The sequence below is a fragment of the Micromonospora sp. CA-248260 genome, from assembly GCF_050942205.1.
Lineage (GTDB): Bacteria > Actinomycetota > Actinomycetes > Mycobacteriales > Micromonosporaceae > Micromonospora > Micromonospora antibiotica.
On sequence record NZ_CP192021.1, the window covers coordinates 3,056,498 to 3,079,196 of the forward strand.

22 protein-coding genes and 1 pseudogene are annotated in these 22,699 nt (G+C 70.4%); 13 read left to right on the forward strand and 10 right to left on the reverse strand.

What is annotated here, in order from left to right:
- Positions 1-123: 123 nt before the first annotated feature.
- The 5 genes from ACQP2H_RS13510 to ACQP2H_RS13530 all read right to left on the reverse strand — a co-directional run bounded on the left by ACQP2H_RS13510 (position 124) and on the right by ACQP2H_RS13530 (position 4,703).
- Positions 124-693 carry a DUF3105 domain-containing protein gene (locus ACQP2H_RS13510; protein WP_219461182.1) on the reverse strand — a complete coding sequence of 190 codons (570 nt, stop codon included), beginning with the start codon at positions 691-693 and terminating at the stop codon, positions 124-126.
- A complete protein-coding gene (locus ACQP2H_RS13515; RefSeq protein ID WP_208566273.1) occupies positions 690-1,898 on the reverse strand; it encodes a PqqD family protein in 1,209 nt (402 codons plus the stop codon). Before ACQP2H_RS13515 ends, ACQP2H_RS13510 begins: the two co-directional genes overlap by 4 nt.
- Entirely contained in the window at positions 1,895-2,998 is a 1,104-nt protein-coding gene (locus ACQP2H_RS13520; RefSeq protein ID WP_208566272.1) for a HesA/MoeB/ThiF family protein, read from the reverse strand. The genes ACQP2H_RS13515 and ACQP2H_RS13520 overlap by 4 nt, the downstream gene beginning before the upstream one ends.
- Before the next feature lie 70 nt (positions 2,999-3,068).
- A complete protein-coding gene (locus tag ACQP2H_RS13525) occupies positions 3,069-3,191 on the reverse strand; it encodes a hypothetical protein (RefSeq protein WP_255470009.1) in 123 nt (40 codons plus the stop codon).
- Between the two features lie 540 nt (positions 3,192-3,731).
- On the reverse strand, positions 3,732-4,703 hold the full coding sequence (locus ACQP2H_RS13530; RefSeq protein ID WP_208566271.1) for an aldo/keto reductase: 972 nt from the start codon (positions 4,701-4,703) through the stop codon (positions 3,732-3,734).
- Between the two features lie 400 nt (positions 4,704-5,103).
- On the opposite strand from ACQP2H_RS13530, the gene ACQP2H_RS13535 reads away from it, so the two are divergent.
- From ACQP2H_RS13535 to mshC, 6 genes are all read left to right on the forward strand, one after another.
- Entirely contained in the window at positions 5,104-6,156 is a 1,053-nt protein-coding gene (locus ACQP2H_RS13535; RefSeq protein WP_433233041.1) for an LLM class F420-dependent oxidoreductase, read from the forward strand.
- Positions 6,153-6,989: an undecaprenyl-diphosphate phosphatase gene (locus ACQP2H_RS13540; RefSeq protein WP_219461202.1), complete on the forward strand. Its 837-nt coding sequence runs from the start codon at positions 6,153-6,155 to the stop codon at positions 6,987-6,989. Before ACQP2H_RS13535 ends, ACQP2H_RS13540 begins: the two co-directional genes overlap by 4 nt.
- Positions 6,990-7,080: 91 nt before the next feature.
- Entirely contained in the window at positions 7,081-7,785 is a 705-nt protein-coding gene (locus ACQP2H_RS13545; RefSeq protein WP_208566268.1) for a histidine phosphatase family protein, read from the forward strand.
- Between the two features lie 103 nt (positions 7,786-7,888).
- Positions 7,889-8,467 (forward strand): DUF3090 domain-containing protein, encoded by a 579-nt coding sequence (locus tag ACQP2H_RS13550; RefSeq protein ID WP_208566267.1) that lies wholly within the window; start codon positions 7,889-7,891, stop codon positions 8,465-8,467.
- The gene (locus tag ACQP2H_RS13555; protein ID WP_219461206.1) at positions 8,464-9,279 is read left to right on the forward strand and encodes an SCO1664 family protein; all 816 of its coding nucleotides are present in this window, start codon (positions 8,464-8,466) and stop codon (positions 9,277-9,279) included. The genes ACQP2H_RS13550 and ACQP2H_RS13555 overlap by 4 nt, the downstream gene beginning before the upstream one ends.
- A gap of 67 nt (positions 9,280-9,346) precedes the next feature.
- A complete protein-coding gene (mshC, locus tag ACQP2H_RS13560) occupies positions 9,347-10,585 on the forward strand; it encodes a cysteine--1-D-myo-inosityl 2-amino-2-deoxy-alpha-D-glucopyranoside ligase (protein ID WP_433233044.1) in 1,239 nt (412 codons plus the stop codon).
- A 175-nt stretch (positions 10,586-10,760) separates the two neighbouring features.
- Here the strand turns inward: mshC and ACQP2H_RS13565 are convergent.
- Positions 10,761-10,829, reverse strand: a pseudogene (locus tag ACQP2H_RS13565) (Lrp/AsnC ligand binding domain-containing protein); the annotation flags it as partial.
- Between ACQP2H_RS13565 and ACQP2H_RS13570 the strand changes: the two are divergent.
- On the forward strand, positions 10,830-11,636 hold the full coding sequence (locus tag ACQP2H_RS13570) for a LysE family transporter (RefSeq protein ID WP_308290704.1): 807 nt from the start codon (positions 10,830-10,832) through the stop codon (positions 11,634-11,636).
- A gap of 142 nt (positions 11,637-11,778) precedes the next feature.
- Here the strand turns inward: ACQP2H_RS13570 and ACQP2H_RS13575 are convergent, their stop codons facing one another.
- Both ACQP2H_RS13575 and ACQP2H_RS13580 read right to left on the reverse strand, forming a co-directional pair.
- Entirely contained in the window at positions 11,779-12,570 is a 792-nt protein-coding gene (locus tag ACQP2H_RS13575; RefSeq protein WP_219461215.1) for a GntR family transcriptional regulator, read from the reverse strand.
- 159 nt (positions 12,571-12,729) lie between these two features.
- Positions 12,730-13,599, reverse strand: a complete 870-nt coding sequence (locus ACQP2H_RS13580; RefSeq protein WP_208566261.1) for a PAC2 family protein — start codon at positions 13,597-13,599, stop codon at positions 12,730-12,732.
- Between the two features lie 316 nt (positions 13,600-13,915).
- On the opposite strand from ACQP2H_RS13580, the gene metH reads away from it, so the two are divergent.
- The 3 genes from metH (at position 13,916) to ACQP2H_RS13595 (ending at position 20,503) form a co-directional block, all read left to right on the forward strand.
- On the forward strand, positions 13,916-17,374 hold the full coding sequence (metH, locus tag ACQP2H_RS13585) for a methionine synthase (RefSeq protein WP_433233534.1): 3,459 nt from the start codon (positions 13,916-13,918) through the stop codon (positions 17,372-17,374).
- A 696-nt stretch (positions 17,375-18,070) separates the two neighbouring features.
- Positions 18,071-19,459 carry a hypothetical protein gene (locus ACQP2H_RS13590; RefSeq protein WP_433233047.1) on the forward strand — a complete coding sequence of 463 codons (1,389 nt, stop codon included), beginning with the start codon at positions 18,071-18,073 and terminating at the stop codon, positions 19,457-19,459.
- A gap of 594 nt (positions 19,460-20,053) precedes the next feature.
- Positions 20,054-20,503: a hypothetical protein gene (locus ACQP2H_RS13595; protein ID WP_433233049.1), complete on the forward strand. Its 450-nt coding sequence runs from the start codon at positions 20,054-20,056 to the stop codon at positions 20,501-20,503.
- A 155-nt stretch (positions 20,504-20,658) separates the two neighbouring features.
- Here ACQP2H_RS13595 and ACQP2H_RS13600 read toward each other — a convergent pair whose 3' ends face one another.
- The gene (locus ACQP2H_RS13600) at positions 20,659-20,883 is read right to left on the reverse strand and encodes a winged helix-turn-helix domain-containing protein (protein ID WP_433233051.1); all 225 of its coding nucleotides are present in this window, start codon (positions 20,881-20,883) and stop codon (positions 20,659-20,661) included.
- A gap of 510 nt (positions 20,884-21,393) precedes the next feature.
- Between ACQP2H_RS13600 and ACQP2H_RS13605 the strand changes: the two genes are divergently transcribed.
- Positions 21,394-21,612 carry a flavin reductase gene (locus tag ACQP2H_RS13605; RefSeq protein ID WP_433233053.1) on the forward strand — a complete coding sequence of 73 codons (219 nt, stop codon included), beginning with the start codon at positions 21,394-21,396 and terminating at the stop codon, positions 21,610-21,612.
- Positions 21,609-21,782 carry a hypothetical protein gene (locus ACQP2H_RS13610; protein ID WP_433233055.1) on the forward strand — a complete coding sequence of 58 codons (174 nt, stop codon included), beginning with the start codon at positions 21,609-21,611 and terminating at the stop codon, positions 21,780-21,782. Before ACQP2H_RS13605 ends, ACQP2H_RS13610 begins: the two co-directional genes overlap by 4 nt.
- A gap of 36 nt (positions 21,783-21,818) precedes the next feature.
- Here the strand turns inward: ACQP2H_RS13610 and ACQP2H_RS13615 are convergent, their stop codons facing one another.
- Positions 21,819-22,193 (reverse strand): winged helix-turn-helix transcriptional regulator, encoded by a 375-nt coding sequence (locus ACQP2H_RS13615; protein WP_363819390.1) that lies wholly within the window; start codon positions 22,191-22,193, stop codon positions 21,819-21,821.
- 71 nt (positions 22,194-22,264) lie between these two features.
- On the opposite strand from ACQP2H_RS13615, the gene ACQP2H_RS13620 reads away from it, so the two are divergent.
- Positions 22,265-22,675, forward strand: coding sequence for a RidA family protein (locus ACQP2H_RS13620; protein ID WP_219461227.1), 411 nt, complete (start codon positions 22,265-22,267; stop codon positions 22,673-22,675).
- The last annotated feature ends 24 nt before the right edge of the window (positions 22,676-22,699 follow it).

Sequence of the window (22,699 nt, forward strand, 5' to 3'; positions counted from 1 at the left end):
GCCACCCCCCGCGCGGTGCGCCGCGCCACCACCGGGGGTGACCCCGCCCTCGTCGACCCGGCCCGTCAGGTCCGCCCGTCGGCCCGGACCGTCAGGTCGCCCTGCTGCGCTCAGCCCCACCCGTCACCCCGACACACAGTCGGTCGCCCCGTGCTGCCAGGAATGGTCGTAGCGGCCGGCGATCCGCTCGATGAACTCCTCGACCGCCCGCTCGTCGAGGGTGTCCAGCCGGTCCAGCCGCTGCCAACCGGTCAACCCGATGCCGTGACCCAGCGGTGGGTAGGGGGCCACCACCACGTCTCGGGGATGCCGGCGGCCGAGCCGCTCCAGCTTCTCGACATCGCCGGGCGGGACGTCCGGGGCGTACTGCACCAGCACGTGGCCGTGTTCCAGCGCGTGCACCTGGAGTTCCTCCGGCACCGCGTCGCGGTAGATGCCCGGCACCACCACCCGGGGCGAGTGCGGCCCCGACGTCGGCGGGAGCGTCCGGTACGGCTCGTGCGGCGCCCCCTCGTACGCGATGTGCCGGTCGCCCTCGAACGGTTGCGCGGTGCCGGGCAGCCGGTCGCAGGGCAGCGCGGTGTCCCCGCCGACCAGGTTGATCAACACCCCCACCCCGAGGCTGGACATGGTCGCCACACTGAGCACGGTGACCACCACGCTGACCACCGGGCCGAGCCATCTGCGGTTCACGTGGCCAACCTTCCGGCGCGGTAACGATTACGCACGATCACCCCGAGTGGAAGCAGAATGTTGAGCGAGGCGAAAGCCGCCAGCGCAATTCCCTCCCACCAGTAGGCACTGCCGAACGGTGCGCCGGTCAGCACCCCGGCGGCCCACCCCAGGGTCACTTTCGCCCCCGGTAGCAGAAAATGGATGGCGAACCAGACCATCCAGATTACTCCGGCGACATACAACAATCGGTACCAGCGGGACACCCGCAGATCCCGGGCGTGTGCGTCACGCAGCACGGCGCGTTCGGCCGGGGTCAACCGGCGAATCCATTTCTTGACGCTGAGCCGGGTCACCTCGTGCAGGTTGCGGCAGCCGGTCGCGGTGGCCATCACCAGGTACATGTCGGTGCGCAGATAGGCAAGCGTCTGGAAGGCCAGCTTGACGGCCTGACTGAACACCACCATGGCGAGGAACCGCACCATCCCCGGCGGCAGTTCCAGCCAGCCCCGCGACCAGGCGAACCGTGGGGCGACGGCGGCGAACAGCAGGATCCCGTCGATGGCCATACCGGCGAGGAACGGGCCGTAGCGGCGTTCCGGCGGCAACGCCCAGAGCCCGGTCAGGTCGGTCTCCAGCACCGGGAAGATTCCCCGGCGTTCCAACCGCAGCTGCGACCGTACGCCGACGGCCGCCCCGGCGAACGCGTGCCACGCCTCGTGCACCACCGTGAGCAGGGCCACCGTGACATTGGTGATCAGCAGGCTGAGCACCACGTCGGGAAAGATGAAGGTGTCCTCGTAGGTGGGCAGCAGCGACGGCTCGGCGACGAACATCGCCAGGGTGGCCAGCAACGCGCCGACGTAGATCGTCCAGGCCACCCGGCCGAACAACGGCCGGACCAGCCGGGCCGGGATGCGCGACACCGACCAGGGTCGGGCCGGTGCCGGTGGCGGCCCCTCCTGCACCCGGATGATGCCCGCCTCGACCAGCACCTCGACGAAGTCCAACGCGTCGACCGGTTCACCGGTCTCGCGTTCCACCTCGTCGGCGGCCTCGGCGACGGTCCGGCCGGCGGCGAACAGCGCCACCAGCCGCGCCCCCACCTCGGGCACCACCACGAAGTTTCCGCTGGCCAGGTCGCCGACGACGTACTCGTCGTCCTCCTCCTGGCGGACCACCAGGTGGGTCACCGGAGGGTGGCTGTCCAACCCGAGCACGGTCACCGTTCCTCCTGGAACCAGCCGCAGGTGTCGCACTTCACGCCGGGCCGGGGATTGACCACGTAGTGATAGGTCAGGTCGGTCAGGCTCAGGTGGAACATCCGGCCCCGGGTGGTCGTCGGGATGCCGGCGAGGTGGTAGACGACGTCGAGGGCGGCCAGGTGCCCGGTCAGGTTGGCGGTGGGGGCGATCACCGCGTGCCCGGTGAATCCGAACAGCTCCTCCGGCTCGGTGCCGTGCTCCTCACGCAGCCGGTCGGTGACGCTCGGCAGGCACGCCTCGCAGCAGGTCTGACCGGGCACGAAGAGACCGATCACCGCCATCGGGCCGGCGTACTGGGCGAGCATCCAGGGGGTGCCGGTGGCCAGGGCCGCCCGGTTGGTCCACTCCCGGATGGCGTGCCGGGGCTGGTCGGCGCAGAGCACCAGCAGGTCGCGGTCGCGCATCAACGCCGCCACGTCCGCCGTCGAGTCGACCCGGGCCTCCTCGCCGGTCACCGTGACGTGGGAGTTCATCAGGCGCAGCCGGGCCACCGCGGTGTCCACCTTGGCGGCGCCGATGTCGTCCTCGGTGTAGAGCAGTTGCCGGGTCAGGTTGCCCGTCTCGACCACGTCGAAGTCGACGCAGTGCACCGTGCCCACCCCGGCGGCCACCAGCGAGGCGGCCACCGCCGAACCGGAGCCGCCGAGCCCCAGCACCACCACCCGGCCCGCCTTGAGCCGGGCCTGCACCTCGTAGCGGGAGGTACGCGGGGTGAGATCCACCCAGGCGTGGTAGGTGAACGCCCGGTCGTAGCGGTCGATCTCCGCCGGGCTCAGCTCGGGCGGGGGCGGCGCGGCGGCGTCCTCCACGTACCCGGCGTCGATGATCGTCTCCAGCGCGTCGGTCGCCTCGTCGGCCGTCATCTCCGGGTGCCCGGCGAGCAGCGCCGCGACGATCTCGGCCCGGGTGCGGGTGCCGTCCATCAGACCGAGCAGCGCCCAGAGGCTGCCGTCCTCGTCGTCGATCTCCGCGCCGATCCCCAGCTGCCGACCACCGATGTTGATCAGGGTCGGGCGGAGCCGTACCGGCTTGTGGATGCCCTTGATCCGGGGCCGCTGCATCGGGCGAAGACCTCCTGGAAGATGGCCGGCCGGGGCGCGGCACGCCGCGCCCCGGCCGAAACGGGGTGGGTCAGCCGCAGACGTCGTTGCGGCAGCCCGGCTCGCTGATGATGGCGACGGTGGTCTCGAGCCGCTCGAGCTTGCGCACGACGACCTTGGCGGGCTTGCGCTTGACGTCGGTCTTACGGTCCACGGGTCCTCCAACGAAATGGGAGAAACGGCGCGGCGGGGGTCGCTCGCGCCGCAATCATTAGAGCACCGCCATTGGTTCGCCACAATGTTTTCGGGGGCCGGATCAGGTGGCCCGCGAGGGCGGTAATCCCTTTTCGGGCAGGGCCGCCGGAAAGCGGACGAACAAAGCCGGGCCAAAAGCGCGCCAGGGGCGTCGAAGTCCGCCTATTCGGGCGGAACACACACCAGCGGGTGGATCGAATTATGGGGGTGTGACAGTTGGTAAAGGATGATCGGCGGAATTGACGGGCTCCGGTGCGCTTTTGGGGCGTTCCGCTACCTTGTGCGGGGTCGCCGCCGGGGCCCGCTGCGGCCGGACTGCCACACCGTCGGCCCGCTGCGGGCACGGCAGCCGCCCGGCCGGCGTGGGCGGGCGAGGACGGTCCGACGCCCGTCGGGGCACGGCGACGGCCCCACCGGCGTCCGGTGGCGGGCCGGGGTCAGCCTTCCGCGTTCCGGCACCGGGACGGTCCGGGTCAGCCCCCGCTCCGGTGCGGGCGGGTCAGCCCTCGCGTTCCGGGTAGCCGGCCGGCACGGCGGACACGTCGTCCAGGGCCGTGGTGATCTCCTCCGGCAGGGTCATCCGTTCCACCTGCAACGCGCCGAGCAGCTGGCCGACCGTGCGGGCACCGAGGATCGGCGCCGTCACCCCCGGCCGGTCCCGGATCCAGGCCAGCGCCACCTCCAGCGGCGACACGCCCAGCCCGCCCGCGGCGATGCTCACCGCCTCGACGATGCTGGAGCAGCGCGGCTCCAGGTAGGTGGCGACGAACGGCTCGAAGTGCGCCGAGGCGGCCCGGGAGTCCGCCGGGCGGCCGTTGCGGTACTTGCCGGTCAGCACCCCCCGCCCCAGTGGCGACCACGGCAGCACGCCCAGGCCCAGCGCGGCGCAGGCCGGCAGCACCTCCCGCTCCACCCCCCGCTCCAGCAGTGAGTACTCCATCTGGGTGGCGACCACCGGGGCCCGCCCCGGCCAGGCGGCCTGCCAGGCGGCGGCGCGGGCGGTCTGCCAGCCGGAGAAGTTCGACACCCCGACGTAGCGGACCCGGCCGGAAGCCACCGCGTGGTCCAACGCGGCGAGGGTCTCCTCCAACGGGGTGTCCGGGTCGTAGCCGTGCACCTGCCACAGGTCGACGTGGTCGGTGCCGAGCCGGCGCAGCGAGCCGTCCAGCGTCCGCAGCAGGTGCCCCCGGGAGCCGTCGCGCCGTCGGCCGCTGCCCGGCCGCAGACCCGCCTTGGTGGCGATCAGCACGTCCTCCCGGGGGACCAGGGTGCCCAGCAGCGAGCCGAGCACCGACTCGGCGTCCCCGTCGGCGAACACGTCGGCGGTGTCGACCAGGTTGCCGCCCGCGTCGAGGAAACTCTTCAGCTGGGCCGCCGCGTCGTCGGCGTCGGTGTCCCGGCCCCAGGTCATGGTGCCGAGCGCGAGCCGGGAAACCGCCAGCCCGCTTCGGCCGAGCGGTCGCTGTTGCATGGGTGAACCTTATTTCGAACCCGGCGCAACCGATATCCTTGCTCCCGGCATCTCTGCCTGTCGGGTCGCCGATCCGACCGTCACCGCCGCCCCCGGTGGCGCGTTGTGCACCCGATGCGCCGATCCGGTCGCTGGTTGTCGACCCCGCCCACCCGCCGCTGCCCGTCCGACGTGGGCCGCCCGTCGCCACCCCGTCCGACGTCGGTCGCCCGGCCGACCCGCCCGGCCGTCACCGCCCGTCCCGCACCGGTCTACGTCGGCGTACCCGCGACCGGCTCGGCCCGACCGGCTCGGCCCGCCGGTGTCGGCGGACGCGGTGCCCGGGGGTGAGCCGGTCTCCGACGGGACCCATGGCATTGCGTAACCTGATGCGACCTGTGGTGCGGGATGGGGAGGATCAGTGCGACTCGGGCTCAGCCTCGGATATCAGACAGCGTGGAGCACGCCGGCGGACCACCTGGCGCTCGCCCAGGAAGCGGACCGCCTCGGCTACTCGGTGGTGTGGGCGGCGGAGGCGTACGGCTCGGACTCCCCGAGCATGCTGGCCTGGATGGCCGGCCAGACCCAGCGGATCGACGTGGGCAGCGCGGTGATGCAGATCCCCGCCCGTACCCCGGCGGTGACCGCGATGACCGCGGCGACCATCGACGCCCTCTCCGGCGGCCGGTTCCGGCTCGGCCTGGGCGTCTCCGGCCCGCAGGTCTCCGAGGGCTGGCACGGCGTCCGGTTCGCCAAGCCGCTCGCCCGCACCCGCGAGTACGTCGACATCGTGAAGCTGGCGGTGGCCCGCAAGGAGGTCGCCTACGCCGGTGAGCACTACACGCTGCCGCTGCCCGACGGCCCCGGCAAGGCGCTGCGACTGGGTTTCCACCCGCCACGCGAGCACATCCCGATCTACCTGGCCGCCGTCGGCCCCAAGAACCTGGAACTGGCCGGTGAGATCGCCGACGGCTGGCTGGCGGTCTTCTACGCCCCCGAGTTCGCCGAGGAGCAGCTCGCCTCGGTGCGGGCCGGACGGGCGAAGGCGGGCAGGGAGCTGGCCGGCTTCGACGTGGTGCCGTCGGTGCCGGTGGTGGTCGGCGACGACGTGGCCTCCTGCGCCGAGCTGGTCCGCTGGTACGCCGCCCTCTACGTCGGCGGGATGGGCAGCCGGCAGCAGAACTTCTACAACCAGCTGGCCACCCGGATGGGCTACGGCGACGCCGCCCGGCAGGTCCAGGATCTCTACCTGGCCCGGCAGCAGCGGGACGCGGCGGCGGCGGTGCCGATGGAGTTCATCGACCGCACCTCGCTGCTCGGCCCCAAGGAACGCATCGCCGAGCGGATGCGGGAGTACGCGGCCGCCGGGGTGACCACCCTGTCGGTCACCCTGTTCGTGGCCGACCGGGACAGCGGCGTGCAGACCCTGCGTACCGTCGCCGAGGCCCTCGACCTCTCGGGAGTCGGCGAGTGACCTGGGTCGAGGCCATCGTCCTGGGCATCGTCCAGGGGCTCACCGAGTTTCTTCCGGTGAGTTCGTCGGGGCATCTGCGGATCACCTCGGCGATCTTCTTCGACCGGGACGCGGGCGCGTCCTTCACCGCGGTGACCCAGCTGGGCACCGAGGCGGCCGTGCTCATCTACTTCGCCAAGGACATCTGGCGGATCACCCGGACCTGGCTGGTCGGCATCCGGGACGCCTCGGTCCGCTCCAGCCTCGACTACCGGATGGGCTGGTACGTGATCGTCGGTTCGATCCCGATCGGGCTGTTCGGTTTCCTGTTCAAGGACCAGATCCGCACCGCCGGGCGCAACCTGTGGGTGGTCTCCACCACGTTGATCGTCTTCGCCTTCGTGCTGGCCTTCGCCGAGTACTGGGGCCGGCAGACCCGTACCCTGGCGAACTTCCGGATGCGCGACGGCATCGTGATGGGCTTCGCCCAGGCCATGGCGCTGGTCCCCGGCGTGTCCCGCTCCGGCGGCACGCTCACCGCCGGCCTGTTGCTCAACCTGACCCGGGAGGCCGCCGCGCGGTACTCGTTCCTGCTGGCCATCCCGGCGGTGGTGATGTCCGGCATCTTCAGCGTCGGGGACGTCTTCGAGCCGGCCGCGCCGGGCACCTCGGTGCCCTCGGTGGCGCAGATGGTGGTCGCCACGATCATCGCCTTCGGCATCGGCTACGCGGCCATCGCCTGGCTGCTGCGCTATGTGGCGCACCACACCCTCTACGTCTTCGTCCTCTACCGGGTGGCGCTCGGCACCCTGGTACTGGCGCTGCTGCTCACCGGCACGATCAGCGCCACCTGACCCGACGCCGGCCCGCCGGACCCGACGGCCCCCGACACCACCAGCCGGTGTCGGGGGCCGTCGCCGTGCCACCTGCCCCTAGGGTGGGGGCGTGGCGACCCTTCTGCTTCTGCGACACGGCCGGACGACCGCGAACGCCGACGGCGGGCTGGCCGGCCGGCAGCCGGTCGAGCTGGACGACACCGGGCGGGCCCAGTCGGCCGCGGTCGGCGAGCGGCTTCGTGGCCTGCCGTTGGCGGCGGTGGTCACCAGTCCGCTGATCCGCTGCCGGCAGACCCTCGACCTGGCGCTCCCGCAGGCCGCGCCGGTGGTCGAGGAGGGGCTGATCGAGTGCGGCTACGGCGCCTGGGAGGGGCAGCCGTTGAAGAAGCTCGCCAAGGAGAAGCTCTGGCCGGTGGTGCAGCAGCATCCCAGCGCGGCCGTCTTCCCCGACGGGGAGTCGATGGCGCAGATGTCCGCGCGCGCGGTCGCCGCGGTGCGGGCCTGGGACGCCCGGGTCACCGCCGAGCACGGGCCGGAGGCGGTCTGGCTGGCGTGCAGTCACGGCGATGTGATCAAGGCCATCGTGGCCGACGCCCTCGGGGTGCACCTGGACCTGTTCCAACGCATCGTCGCCGACCCGGCCTCGGTCACCGCGATCCGCTACACCTCGCTGCGGCCGTTCCTGGTCCGGCTCAACGACACCGGCGGTGACCTGGCCGCACTGGTGCCGCCGCCGGCCCGGCGGCGGCGTCGGGCGACCCGACCGGCCGACTCCGACGCGGCCGTCGGCGGGGGTGCGGGGACCGCCGGCTGAGCCGGCGGTCCGACGTCGCACCCGGGTCGCGCCGTTTCGCCCTCGGCTGATTCGGCGTCGGTGCCTTGCGCGACCGTTCCACGCTCCGGATAGGGTCGTGGGTATGACCCACCAGGTGCACGCCTTCGAGCCGCCGGAGCGGTTCGTCGCCGGGACCGTCGGGCCACCGGGGGAGCGCACGTTCTTCCTCCAGGCCCGCGGTGGCGGTCGGCTGGTCAGCGTCGCGCTGGAGAAGGTGCAGGTCTCCCTGCTCGCCGAAAAGCTGGAGGAGCTCCTCTCCGAGGCGCAGCGCCGGTTCGGTGTCGAGCTGCCGGAGGCGCCCGTGGCCGTGGGTGACAACGACCCGTTGGACAACCCGGTCGACGAGGAGTTCCGGGTCGGCACCCTCGGGTTGGCCTTCGACGTGGACTCCGCCACCGTGGTGATCGAGGCGATCGCCGCCGGCGAGGGGGAGGCCGAGGTCGAGTTGGGCGACGACGACGAGGCCGACGAGGACGACGACGAGGAGCCGGACGAGGACCTCGACCGGCTGCGGGTGCGGCTGACCCCCGAGGCGACCCGCGAGTTCATCGAACGGGCCCGCCGGGTGGTCAACGCCGGCCGTCCGCCCTGCCCGCTGTGTGGGCAGCCGCTCGACCCGGCCGGGCACCTCTGCCCCCGGCACAACGGCTACCACCGGTGACCTCGTCGGAGGTGCGGCGTCAGGACGCCGACGCCGCGCTCCGGCTGCTGTGCGACGGTGAACTGGAGCTGGAGGGGCGGCTGGTCGACGCCTCCAACACCACCCTGCGGGCGATCCTGACCCTGGACGGCCGGACGGCCCGGTGCGTCTACAAGCCGGTGCGCGGCGAGCGCCCGCTCTGGGACTTTCCCGACGGCACCCTCGCCGGCCGGGAGGTCTCCGCCTACCTGGTCTCCCGGGCCACCGGCTGGGACCTGGTCCCGCCGACGGTGCTGCGGGACGGGCCGCTCGGGCCGGGGTCGTGTCAGCTCTGGATCGACGAGCCGGACGACGCCGATCCGCTGGTCGGGTTCGTGCCGGCCGAGGCGGTGCCGCCACGCTGGTTCCCGGTGGCCGCCGCCCGCGACGACGACGGGGCGGCGTACGCCCTGGCACACGCGGACGATCCCCGGTTGGCCCGGCTGGCGGTGCTCGACGCGGTGCTCAACAACGCCGACCGCAAGGGCGGGCACGTGCTGGCCGGCGCGGACGACCGCATCTACGGGGTGGACCACGGGGTCTGCTTCCACGTCGAGGACAAGCTGCGGACCGTCCTGTGGGGGTGGGCGGGCCGCCAGCTCCCGGCGGATGCGGTGCAGGTGCTCGACGCCCTCGCCGGGCAGCTTGCCGGCGAGTTGGGTGAGGAGTTGGCGGAGCACCTGACCCTCGGCGAGGTCGCCGAGGTGGGGGCCCGGGTGGGGCGGTTGCGGGACACCGGTCGTTTCCCGTTGCCGCCGCAGGAGTGGCCGGCGATGCCCTGGCCGCCCATGTGAGCCGTTGTCGTGTTGATCACCCGGGCGACCGTGCCCGGCGGCGGGACGGCTCGTTAGGCTGACGGTCATGGAGTCTTGGGCGGGACACGAGGTGCCACGGCTGCCGGGCGACGGCGGGCCACTGAGCTTGTACGACTCGGCGCGGCGCGGTGTCCACCCGAGCAGCCCTGCCGCCCCGGCCACCATGTACGTCTGCGGCATCACCCCGTACGACGCCACCCACCTGGGGCACGCCGCCACCATGATCACCTTTGATCTGGTGCAGCGGATGTGGCGTGACGCCGGTCTGACCGTCCGGTATGTGCAGAACGTCACCGACATCGACGACCCGCTGCTGGAACGCGCCGAGCGTGACGGGGAGGACTGGAAGGTCCTGGCGATGCGGGAGACCGCGTTGTTCCGCGAGGACATGGAGGCGTTGCGGATCATCCCGCCGGCGTACTACGTCGGCGCGGTCGAGTCGATCCCGGACATCGCCGACCGGGTGCAGGAGTTGCTCAAGGGCGGTGCCGCCTACCGGCTCGACGACGGCACCGGCGACGTCTACTTCGACATCGCTGCCGCCCCCGCGTTCGGCTACGAGTCGAACCTGACCCGGGAGCAGATGCTGGAGATCTTCCCCGAGCGCGGTGGCGACCCGGAACGGGCCGGCAAGCGCGACCCGCTCGACCCGCTGCTGTGGCGCGGCGCGCGCGACGGCGAGCCGTCCTGGCCGGGCGGTGAGCTGGGCCCGGGGCGGCCCGGCTGGCACATCGAGTGCACCGTGATCGCGCTCAACCTGCTCGGTGACCGGCTCGACGTGCAGGGTGGCGGCAACGACCTGATCTTCCCGCACCACGAGTGCTCCGCCGCCCACGCGGAGCGGCTCACCGGCACCGCCCCCTTCGCCGACCACTACGTGCACGCCGGCATGATCGGCCTGGACGGCGAGAAGATGTCGAAGTCCAAGGGCAACCTGGTCTTCGTCTCCCGGCTGCGCGCCGACCAGGTGGATCCGATGGCCGTCCGGCTCGGCCTGATGTCCGGGCACTACCGGACCGACCGGGCCTGGACCGACGACGTGCTGACCGCCGCGCAGGAGCGGCTGGACCGGTGGCGGCGGGCCGCTACCGCGCCGTCCGGGCCGTCCGGCGCGGCCTTCCTCGCCGGGGTACGCGAGCGCCTCGGCGCCGACCTGGACACCCCTGGCGCACTCGCCCTGGCCGACGGCTGGGCGGATGCGGCGCTGGCCGGCACCACCGACGACCCGCAGGCCCCCGCCCTCTTCGCCACCACCGTCGACGCCCTGCTCGGCATCCGCCTCTAACCCCACCCGCCCCGACCACGGCACGGCCCCCGGCCGGACTCCGCGTGGCCCCGTCCGGCTCGTCGATCATGGAGTTGTGGTGGGGTTGAGCCCCGTTGCGGGGTTGCGGGGCGGGTTGGCGCAGCGCGACCCGCGTCTGGGTCTGCACCACGCCGCAGCTCTTCTTGAGCCGACGCAGCAACGCGTCCAGGGCGGCGGTGTCCCGTAGCCGGGCCCGCAGCAGATAGTCGTACGGCCCGGTCATGTGCACCGCGTCGACGATCTGCTCGATCGGGGCGATGGCATCGACGAACGCCTCGTAGTCGGTCCCGGCGTCGTCCGGGAGGGGATGCTGCGTGGCCACCGCAGTGGCCTGGCCGCCGCTTCCGGCGTCGCTACCGTCGACACCCTCTACTGCCTCGGCGCGCTGCTGACCGGGGCGGCGCTCGCGCCGGTGATCGCCTCGTGGGGCGACGCCCCCCGCTATCTGTCCGGGTTGGTGATCGTCGGGCTGGGCTGCCACCAACTGGTCACCCTGCGCCGCGCCCCGGCACGCCCCGCCGGTGCCGGAGCCGAGCGGAACGCCAGCGGCGGAGCCCGCCGGGACGGTGCCGGTGCCGAGCGGAACGCCACCGGTGGAGCCCCCGGGGACGGGACCGGTGCCGAGCGGAACGCCACCGGCGAGGCCTGGCGGAACGGCACCGGTGGAGCCCTGCGGGACCGGGCCGGTGCCGAGCGGAACGGCGGCGGTGGGGAGCGTCCGGCCCGGACCGCCGCCGGACCGGTCTACGTCCGCTTCGTGCTCCTCACTGCGGTCAACCCGTTGACCCTGGTGTACTTCTTCGCCCTGGCCGGGACGGTGAACGCCGTGCCGGGCAGTTGGACGGGGCCCGGGGTGTTCGTCGTCGCTGCCGGGCTGGCCTCCCTGCTGTGGCAGACCGGCCTCGCCGCGATCGGCGCGGCCCTGGGCGCCACCGTCCCGGTACGGGTCGCCGACCTGCTCGGGGTGGTCGCCTCCCTGATCGTCGTCGTGCTTGGGGCGGCCGTCGTCGTGGTCACCGCCGTCACCTGAGGCACGGCTGGCCCCGTGCGCCCGGTGCCGTCCCGCGAGCCGCGCCACCCCTGCCCGGCCTGCGGTACTGCCCCGCCCGGCCCCCGCGCGGTGCTGCCCGGCCGTGCGGGGGGCCGGGACGGCGGGCGGTGCCCGGTCGGGATCAGCCGAGGACCAGGCCGGGGTCGGGGTCGGGGTCCGGCGCGGGGGCGGGGATCTGGTACTCCTCGGTCAGCGTGGTCATCGGGCCGGGCCAGGTGGCCTGGGCGACCTCGATCGGCTTACGGTGGGCGTCGTAGGCGACGTGCAGCAGGTGCAGCACGGGCGTGTCGGGGCGGATCTGGAGGGTCTCCGCCTCCTCCCGGCTGGGCTGGCGGGCGCTGATGGTGTCGGCGGCGGTGGTGTACCGCCGGCCGGTCGCCTCCTCGGCCTCCTGGTAGAGCGGTCGACCGAATGCCTCGGCCCGTTCCAGGGAGGTGCCGGCGGTGTCCTTCGGCAGGAACCAGGACGCGCCCACCTCCACCGGGGACTCGTCGGTGCGTACCAGGTGCCGGCGGCAGAGCAGTTCGGTGCCGTCGGGGATCCCGAACGCGTCGGCCACCTCGGGCGGGGCGGGTGTCCGACCGACGGAGACGAGCTGCTGGCGGTACCGGGCGGCGAGGTCGGCGTGGTAGCCCCGGAAGCCGCCGTACCGGCCCCGGGAGAGCCGGTTGAGTCGCCGCCGGGTGCCCCGCACGTACGTACCGGAGCCGGGTTTGGTGATCAGGATGCCCTCGACCCGCAGCTGGTCGATGGCGCGCTGCACGGTCTGCTTCGCGACCCCGAACAGCTCGGCGATGGCCGGGATGGACGGCAGCCGCTCGCCCGGCCCCCAGTCGCCCCGGCGCACCTGGGCCTTGAGCTGCGCGGCGATCTGCCGGTGCGGGAACTCGGCGGTCCCCGGGTTGATCTGCACGCCCGCCTCCTCCTGACAGCTAGGTTCCTAGGATGCCCTAGAGGACGTGACGACGCCACCCCGGACACGCCGAAAGGCCCCGGACGCCGCGACGTCCGGGGCCTTTCGAAGACAACTGCCAGAAACCCGAAAGATGACTACCAGGAATGCGAAGAACGACTACCAGGAGCCGGCGGTGGGGCCGGCGGAGCCACCCCGGCGGCGCAGGTACTTCTCGAACTCCTGGGCGATCTCGTCACCGGTCAACGGCGTGATGCCCGCGTCACCGACCCGTTCCTCCAGCTCGCGGACGTACTCACCCAGCTCGGCGTCCTGCTCGGCGGCGCTGCGGACCCGCTGCTCCCACTCGGCGGCCTCCTCGGCCAGGTCGGCCATCGGGACCGGCAGGTCGAGCACCTCCTCCACCCGGTGCAGCAGGGCGAGGGTGGCCTTCGGGCAGGGCGGGTTGTTGGCGTAGTGCGGCACGTGCACCCAGAACGACACCGCGTCGACCTCGGCCCGGGTGCAGGCGTCCTGGAGCACCCCGACGATGCCGGTGGGCCCGTCGTAGCGGGTGGGGGTGAGCTGGTAGCGCTGGGCGGCCTGGGCGTCGGAGGCGCTGCCGCTGATCGGCAACGGCCGGGTGTACGGCACGTCGGCCAGCAACGCGCCCAACAGCACCACCCGCTCGACCTCCAGGCTGTGGCAGATCTCCAGCACCTGCTCGCAGAAGGTGCGCCAGCGCATGCTCGGCTCGATGCCCCGGATCAGCACCACGTCGCGTTCGGTGCCCTCGGGGCTGGCCACCACGAACTTGGTGGTGGGCCACTCCACCCGGCGGGTCTCGCCGTCGGACATCGTGATCGTCGGCCGACTGACCTGGAAGTCGTAGAACTCCTCCGGGTCGATCTCGGTGATCTGCCGGGCCTGCCAGACCTGCTCCAGGTGTTCCACGGCGGCGGTGGAGGCGTCCGCGGCGTCGTTCCACCCCTCGAAGGCGGCGATCGCCACCGGGGACCGCAACACCGGCAGCCCGTCGAACTCGGTCACGCCGTCACCTCGCCCCGCTCGTCGCCGACGGTGCCGGGGGTCGACCCGGTCACCCGCCCGCCGTGCACGGTGGCGTCCCTGATGTCCTTCACGTCCGCCAGCCTACGTCCCGGCGCGGCGCGTGGCCCGTCGGCCGCGCCGGTCCGCCGACCCACCCCGCCCCCGAACCGGTACGAACCGACCCGATGAGCGGATGGACACATAGTGGGACGGGGCCGGGCGTCGACAATCGTCGGGATCCTCGCACTAACCTGAACCTGTGCGGACTTCGTTGCGGGATGTGCTGGCCGACCGGATCCTCATCGCCGATGGCGCGATGGGGACGATGCTCCAGGCGGCTGACCTGAGCCTCGACGACTTCGAGGGGCTGGAGGGTTGCAACGAGATCCTCAACGTGACCCGCCCCGACGTGGTCCGCGGTGTGCACGAGGAATACCTGGCGGCCGGCGCGGACTGTGTCGAGACGAACACGTTCGGTGCCAACCTCGCCAACCTCGCCGAGTACGACATCCCGGAGCGCATCCGGGAGCTGTCGGAGGCCGGCGCACGGATCGCCCGGGAGGCCGCCGACGCGTACACCACGGCCGAGCGGCCCCGCTTCGTGCTCGGCTCGATCGGCCCCGGCACCAAGCTGCCCACCCTCGGCCACGCCCCCTACGCGACGCTGCGGGACGCCTACCAGGAGAACGCCGCCGGGCTTATCGCCGGCGGGTCGGACGCGTTGATCATCGAGACCTGCCAGGACCTGTTGCAGGTCAAGGCGGCCGTGGTCGGGTCCAAGCGGGCGATGGCCGAGCTGGGCCAGCAGGTGCCGATCATCTGTCACGTCGCGGTGGAGACCACCGGCACGATGCTGGTGGGCAGCGAGATCGGGGCGGCGCTGGCGGCCATCGAGCCGCTCGGGGTGGACCTGATCGGGCTGAACTGCTCGACCGGCCCGGCCGAGATGGGTGAGCACCTGCGCTACCTGTCGCAGCACTCCCGGATCCCGCTGTCGGTGATGCCCAACGCCGGCCTGCCGGTGCTGACCGCCGACGGGGCGTACTTCCCGCTGACCCCGGTGGAGCTGGCCGACGCCCTGGAGCGGTTCGTCGGCGAGTACGGCGTCGGGCTGATCGGTGGCTGCTGCGGCACCACCCCGGAGCACATCCGGGCGCTGGCCGAGCGGCTGCACGACGCGTCCCCGGCACCCCGGGAGCCCCGGCATGAGCCGGGCGTCTCGTCGATCTACCACCCGGTGCCGTTCGCCCAGGACGCCTCGGTGCTGATGGTGGGGGAGCGGACCAACGCCAACGGTTCCAAGGCGTTCCGTGAGTCGATGCTCGCCGCCGACTGGCAGGCGTGCGTCGAGGTGGCCCGCAGCCAGGCCCGCGACGGCTCGCACCTGCTCGACCTGTGCGTCGACTACGTCGGCCGCGACGGCACCCAGGACATGCGGGAGCTGGCCGGCCGGTTCGCCACCGCGTCCACCCTGCCGATCATGCTGGACTCCACCGAGCCGCAGGTCATCGAGGCCGGGCTGGAGATGCTCGGTGGGCGCTGCGTGGTCAACTCGGTCAACTTCGAGGACGGCGACGGCCCCGGCTCCCGCTACGCCCGGGTGATGCCGGTGATCGCCGAGCACGGCGCGGCCGTGGTGGCGCTGCTCATCGACGAGGAGGGGCAGGCGCGTACCCGGGAGTGGAAGGTCCGGGTCGCGGCCCGGCTGATCGACGACCTGACCGGCCGGTGGGGGATGGACCGGGGGGACATCCTCATCGACGCGCTGACCTTCCCGATCGCCACCGGCCAGGAGGAGACCCGCCGGGACGGCATCGAGACCATCGAGGCGATCCGGGAGATCGCCGCCCGCTACCCCGGGGTCAACTTCACCCTGGGCATCTCGAACGTCTCCTTCGGGCTCAACCCGGCGGCCCGGCAGGTGCTCAACTCGGTGTTCCTGCACGAGTGCGTGCAGGCGGGGCTGACCTCGGCGATCGTGCACGCCAGCAAGATCCTGCCGATGTCCAAGATCCCCGAGGCGCAGCGGGAGGTGGCCCTCGACCTGATCTACGACCGGCGGCGCGAGGGCTACGACCCGGTGCAGCGGCTCATCGAGGCGTTCGAGGGGGTCGACGCCGCCTCGGCGCGGGCCACCCGGGCCGAGGAGTTGGCCGGGTTGCCGCTGGACGAGCGGCTCAAGCGACGGATCATCGACGGCGAGCGCAACGGCCTGGAGGCCGACCTGGACACTGCGATGGCGCAGGGGCGCAGCCCGCTGTCCATCATCAACGACATCCTGCTGGACGGGATGAAGGTCGTCGGTGAGCTGTTCGGCTCCGGGCAGATGCAGCTGCCGTTCGTGCTCCAGTCCGCCGAGGTGATGAAGACGGCGGTGGCCTACCTGGAGCCGCACATGGAGGCCGTCGAGGACGGCGGCAAGGGCCGGATCGTGCTGGCCACCGTGCGCGGCGACGTGCACGACATCGGCAAGAACCTGGTCGACATCATCCTGTCCAACAACGGCTACGAGGTCGTCAACATCGGCATCAAGCAGCCGATCACCGCGATCCTCGACGCCGCCGAGGAACACCGCGCCGACGCGATCGGGATGTCCGGGCTGTTGGTCAAGAGCACCGTCATCATGAAGGAGAACCTCGCCGAGATGGCCTCGCGCGGGGTGGCCGAGCGGTGGCCGGTGCTGCTGGGCGGGGCGGCGCTGACCCGCGCGTACGTCGAGGACGACCTGCGGGCGATGTTCCCCGGCCAGGTGCACTACGCGCGGGACGCCTTCGAGGGGTTGGCCCTGATGGACCGGGTGATGACCGCCAAGCGCGGTGGCGCACCCGTGATCGACCCGGAGCGGGAGGCCGCGCTGGCGGCCCGGCGGGCCCGCCGGGAGAAGCAGCGCACCATGGTCACCGAGGTGCTGCCGGAGCTGGACGACGCCTCGGTGCGCTCCGACGTGGCGACCGACGTGGCCGTGCCCACCCCGCCGTTCTTCGGCACCCGGGTGGTCAAGGGGGTGCCGCTGGCCGACTACGCGTCCCTGCTGGACGAGCGGGCCACCTTCCTCGGCCAGTGGGGGCTGCGCGGGTCGCGGGGCGGCCAGGGCCCGTCGTACGAGGAGTTGGTGGAGACGGAGGGGCGGCCCCGGCTGCGCTACTGGCTGGACCGGCTCATCGCCGACCAGGTGCTGGAGGCCGCCGTGGTGTACGGCTACTTCCCGGCGTACTCCGAAGGCAACGACCTGGTGATCCTGGACGAGAACGGCAACAGCGAGCGGGCCCGGTTCTCGTTCCCCCGGCAGCGGCAGGAACGCCGGCTCTGCCTGGCCGACTTCTTCCGCCCGAGGGGTGACGGGCTCGACGTGGTGGCGTTGCAGCTGGTCACCGTCGGCCAGCCGATCAGCGAGTACACCGCGAAGATGTTCGCCGCCAACGAGTACCGCGACTACCTGGAGGTGCACGGGTTGTCCGTGCAGCTCACCGAGGCGCTCGCCGAGTACTGGCACCGGCGTATCCGCTCCGAGCTGACCCTGCCGGGCGGCGGCACGGTCGCCACCGGCGACCCGACCGACCTGGCCGGGCTGCTGCGCAACGACTACCGGGGCTGCCGGTACGCGTTCGGCTACCCGGCCTGCCCCGATCTGGAGGACCGGGCCAAGATCGTGGAGCTGCTCGGGGCGGAGCGGATCGGCGTGCAGCTGTCGGAGGAGTTCCAGTTGGTGCCGGAGCAGGCCACCGACGCGATCGTGGTGCACCACCCGGAGGCCAACTACTTCAACGCCAAGTGATCGGCGCACCCGCTCTGACCTGCAGCGGAGCGCCCGGAACTGTCCTGATCTCCATGATCATTCCGCTTTCAGGCCGTCGGGGGTCTGCAAGTCGTCAGCGAAGGCGTGGTCGATCGCGCGACGGGTGCGGTCTTCGCTGGCCGGCAGCAGGGGCGTGTTGATCCGGAGCGTGAACCCCAGGATCGGAGTGCCCGAAGTACGCCGAGCAGGTCGACCTGATGGCGGGCTTCCACACGCCCGAATTGACGGCCGTTCGGCTCAGCGTCGTACTGGCCGGGGTCGTCAGGCAGAGCGGCACCTTCGCGGCTCGCCGGTCGAACTGCCCCACGAGAGGGTTATGTCGACCGGCGGGTACTGCTTCGCGTGCTCGGTGAGCCGGCGCGACACCGACTCAGGTGTTGATGGCAGTTCCGGGGCTTCATGATGTCGAGACACAGACAGTGCCTCCGGCGGGGTTCTCGGGCGTTCTGAGATGGTGGTGCCACCCCGACAGCCTTCGTCCGGGCGAAGCCGAGCAGGTTGGGCCTTGCCTGGTCAGGGTCGTTCAGACAGTGGTGTGCTCTTCTACAGGGGATTGATGTTTGACGGAGGGTAGACGTAGCATGACCTTCCGTTGTGGGGCTGGGTGATGTCTGGAGCGCGATGAGAGTTTCAGAGTACTTTCAGCTGGGACGAACTCAGCCGGAGCTAGATTTTGTGGACGTCGACACAGCAACCGACTCTCGCGTATTCATTGATCCCCGAGCTATTCGCATTCAGCAGTCAGATTTCGCCGAGAAATGCCAAGTGCTTCTCGTGTCCTTTTTTCATGAATTGCTGATGGCGATCGTTGAGAAAGATGACGATCGGGTTTACAACCTCCTCGGTCAACTAACTGAGCCCAACGAGACGCATCTTGGGTACTCGCGCGGTCGTTCGCGCGGTCGCGGCCTCGGGGGTGTCGGTGCTGGGCGCGTGGCAAATATGATCCGCAAGAGCAAAGCTGCTGAGTCTGGTGTGTTGGCCGATCTGGAGGACACTGCACTTTTTATCCCCGGGATCAAGAACGACATCGTTTCGGACATTGCAACGCACGTCCTACGAGGTGCACTTGTCGGCTACACGCAGAAAGCTGCAGAGTATTACCATATCCCGGTCGAGCGACAGTACAGTGGGGCTATTTGGAACCTGGACAGCGGGGAATGGGATTTTAGCCATGTCGACTTGCCCCGTGTTGATGAGAGCCCTCTGCTGCTCATCCCAAAGTCCATCGTCCGTTTTGAACTGACCTTAGACGAAGATAAGTACTACAACGGCTTTCTGGCACCGCTGCACGAGGCTGCGGAAATCGACGCAAGAAGCAACTTGGTTTCCATATTGAAGAGTGGCACTCCACGTGTTAACCGCGAAAAGCTGCGTGAGAAGTACCCGGTCAACAAAACTGCAATCGTAGAATATACTCAACAGTTTTCCGGAGTTCTCGACCGATATAAGGCGTCCATCTCTCATTTGACAAGTCCGGTTCTCACTCACGAGCAGTTGGCACAAAGGCTCGACGTGCCGACGCCAAACTACGACGCCCTGCTCGCCCGCGTAAAGCGAATTCCTGCCGGCAGGGCCGCAGCACACATCTACCATCGCGCGGTCGAAGAGCTCATGTCCGCGCTCTTCTACCCCCACCTCGGCAACATGCGGTTAGAGAGGGAGATCCACGAGGGTCGGAAGCGGATCGATATTTGCTACGATAACTTGAGCAGCATGGGTACATTCTTCTGGTTCACCCAACATAAGGCTGCGGAGATTCCAGTCGAGTGTAAGAATTACCGGAAAGATCCAAGGAACCCTGAGCTCGATCAGCTCGCTAATCGATTCTCGGTGCACCGAGGTCGCGTGGGTTTTATCGCCTGTCGAAAGCTTTACGATAAGGACCTTTTTATTCGGAGATGCAGGGATACTGCTCTCGATGGGAATGGGTTCATCCTCCCGCTAGACGATGCTGACTTCGAAGAGCTTGTGCGAGAGCGTAAGGCGCTGGCGCAGGCATCGTTTCGGGACAAGTCCATGTACAAGCTGCTTCGAGAGCGGTTTGACGCACTCGTCTCCTGATGCACGCTCCTAGGAACGGGACCCGCCAGGTGACGTACGCAGCCGCCCACCCACCCGCGGGGTACCGCCCATCTGGGAGGAGTGGTTTTACGGCAGCGAAGTACAGCAACCGACGACACAGGCGAAACTACGGTGGTCGCCATCAGACCGTTGACTATCAGTGCGAGCTGGACGGCATCGCTACTGCCGATCTTTGGGGGACGAAGTGGCCTCGCAACGACGAAGGAGCTCAGGGTCATGTCGTCTACAGGCCGTCTAAGAGAATTAGTGGTGACCAACGACGACGAATAACGGCAGGCCCCGGTGCGGGTCGGCGGGCTTTCGGTCCGCTTGGCGGAGGTATGCCGATCACCGTTTACACTGCAACGCCTAGCGACCCCGTTGCCTATCTGAGCTGCGCATACATCGGCCAGGGTCAGCCGGCTGTTTCGAGCGGTCGTGCTCGTAGCCAGTTGCTCATCGACGTTAGAATCGGCGGGCATGGGGCCACGGCGTACGCGGGTTCGGCTGTCCGTCGGTGTCGGTGGAATGCGGAAGGCCAGGGCGCTCGTGGCCGCTCTGCCGTTCATCGTCGTGTGTGGAGTCCTGCTCTGGGTGCCTCTGGACCTGATCTCCGAGTCGCTGATGGAGCGCCCGATCAACCTGTGGGGCTCGCTGCTGCCCCACCTGTTCGTCTCTGCCTGGTTCTTCCTGGGTGCCTACATCGTCGGAGCGGTCAGCCTGGCGATTACGGCGGTGATTCCGTACGGGGTCTGGGTGGACGGAACGTCGCTCGGTGAACGCCTGTGGTTCAGGACGCGATGGGTGGACCTGTCCGCAGCGGATATCGACGCGGAGGAGGATCCCCGGCGAGGCGTCATGACACTGCTGGTCGCCGCTGCGAACCCGGAGTTCCAGATGAGATTGCCGCTACGAGGGGGAAAGAGCCTGCCACCGGAGGAGTTGGTCGCCTTGGCCGATGCGATAACCGGCACGAGGGTTCGTCAGGGGGCTGACGATGCCGCCTTCATGATCGCAGACCGTCTGCGCCGTTTGGCCTCCTGATGTCGTGCTGGTGCCGGTCTGAACGGACGTCTGTTCGGCGACGAAGACGCCTACGCCCGGCAGGGTTTCGGTCATCTTCTTGTGCTACAGCACCTGCGTTCCCCGGTCGATCACAGGCGGGGCGGCCCCGAAGCCATCCCGCCGCATGACCGAGGCTAGCGGGGGAGCGGCTTGGTGACGTACACACCCTTGCCCTGTCTGCCGTCGATCAACCCTTCGGCTTTGAGGATGAGCATCGCGGCGCGGATGACGGTGTTGCTCACCTCGTATCGCTCGCACAGGGCGGCAAAGGACGGCAGTTTGTCGCCCGGCTTCAGGTGGCCGGAGCTGACCTGCTCGCGGATGTCCCGGGCGACCTGTAGGTACGCGGCTTCAGACATGGTGGTGCTCCCAGCTTGGCGGCTGGTGCAAGGAGACCACGTCGCCGCCGGACTTGCAACGCAATGTGTTGTCAGGAGTTGACCCTGCGCACATTGCGTCTTAAGTTGCTCGTGGGATCGCCCAGCTTGGCGGCCGGGTGTCCCCGCCGTGGGTGCCCTGCCTCGAACGGACTGGTCGGGGTGCCCACGGCCCCTGGAAGCGTCCACGGGAGGTGTGGTGACCCAATCCAACGAGGGGGCGGTGAATGACATGCCGATGGGGCCGGGCAACCGGAGTCCCGGCCATCGCCGCCCGGCGGGCCGGGGCATAGGACCCGGGGGCGACCAGCGGCGCGTCTCGTACGACGGGTACGTCGCGGCGGTGGCGTTGACGCTCGCCCGCCGACACCGGCCGGCCTGGTCCTGGCGGCGCTGGCGGTGGGTCTGCCGCTGTGGTGCTGACCTGCCCTGCCACAGCCGGCACCGCATCCCGATCAACCGTGGTCACTGGCCCGATCAGGACGATCCCCGGTGACGAACCATCACCCGACCTCGCCGACCTGGACCTGTGGCGGCTGCGGTGCCGACTGGCCCTGTGGGCCGGGTCGCCGGCAACTGCTGGCCGAGTACCGGGATGCCCGGGTGGCCCTCACGCTCTACCTGGCTGCCCAGCTCGTCACCGCAGGCCGGGACCTTGCCCGGTTTCCCGCCGGCCAGCTGCACCATCGGTTCCTCGGCTGGACCCGATGAGCATCCTGCGACGTGGCGACGAGAAGTACCACTACAGCGACGGCTCACACCGGTGGGTCCCGCCGGACCCGGACTACGACCAGGAGGTGTGGAACGAGGAGGTCCGCCAGCACAAGCACGGCCATCTCAGGAACGAGCACCCGAAGGTACGCCTCCAACGCCTCGTCTGAGGCGTCACCCCGGGGAGGCGGCGCGGTCGCGCGCCGTCAGGTCGCCTCGTCGTACGACCGGCGGGCGGCTTCGATGGCGGGTAGGTGCTGTCCGGCCCAGTCGAGCAGCACGTCGACCGGGTTGCGCAGGGTCTTGCCCAGCGGGGTGATGCGGTACTCGACGGCGACCGGCCGGGAGGAGAGGACGTGTCGCGCGACGATGCCGTTGCGTTCGAGCCGGCGCAGGGTGGCGCTCAGCGACTTCTGGGACACGGCGGGGATGGCGTGGCGCAGTTCGTTGAACCGGGATGGTCGTTCGCAGAGCTGGTGGAGCACCTCCAACGACCACTTGTCGAGGACCTGGTCCAGGAGTTCACGGTGCGGCGGGGTGATCTGGAGGCGTTCTGCCGCGAGGGGGTCGGTAACTGCCATGACACTTAGTCTCGTTGAAGTTTCCTTGGCGCACCAGGTATCCATGAGCTACCCAAGAGGAAGGAAGCCAGATGGGTGTCCAGCTTTTCTCGCCGCAGGGCATGATGCAGCCCGTCCCCTATCACCACGTCGCAGTCGCGTCGGGGTCACGCCACGTCCACGTGGCCGGCCAGATCAGTCGGGACGAGGCTGGCCGGCCGGTCGCCACCGGCGACCTACGGGGTCAGGTCGCCCAGGCGCTGCGCAGCACGGGACACGGCCTGGCCGGTGCCGGCGCGGGCTTCGCGGATGTCGTCCGCCTGACGTTCTACGTGACGAACTGGTCGCCGGAGCGGATCGGCGACTTCATGGCCGGGGTCGAGGATGTCGCGGGGGAACTCGGCCTGCCGCAGCCGCTGCCCCCGTCGTCGCTCATCGGCGTCGACTACCTCTTCGAGCCCGACGTCCTCGTCGAGGTCGAGGCGACGGCGATCCTGGACTGAGCGGCGAGCTCAGGGGCGTCGTGC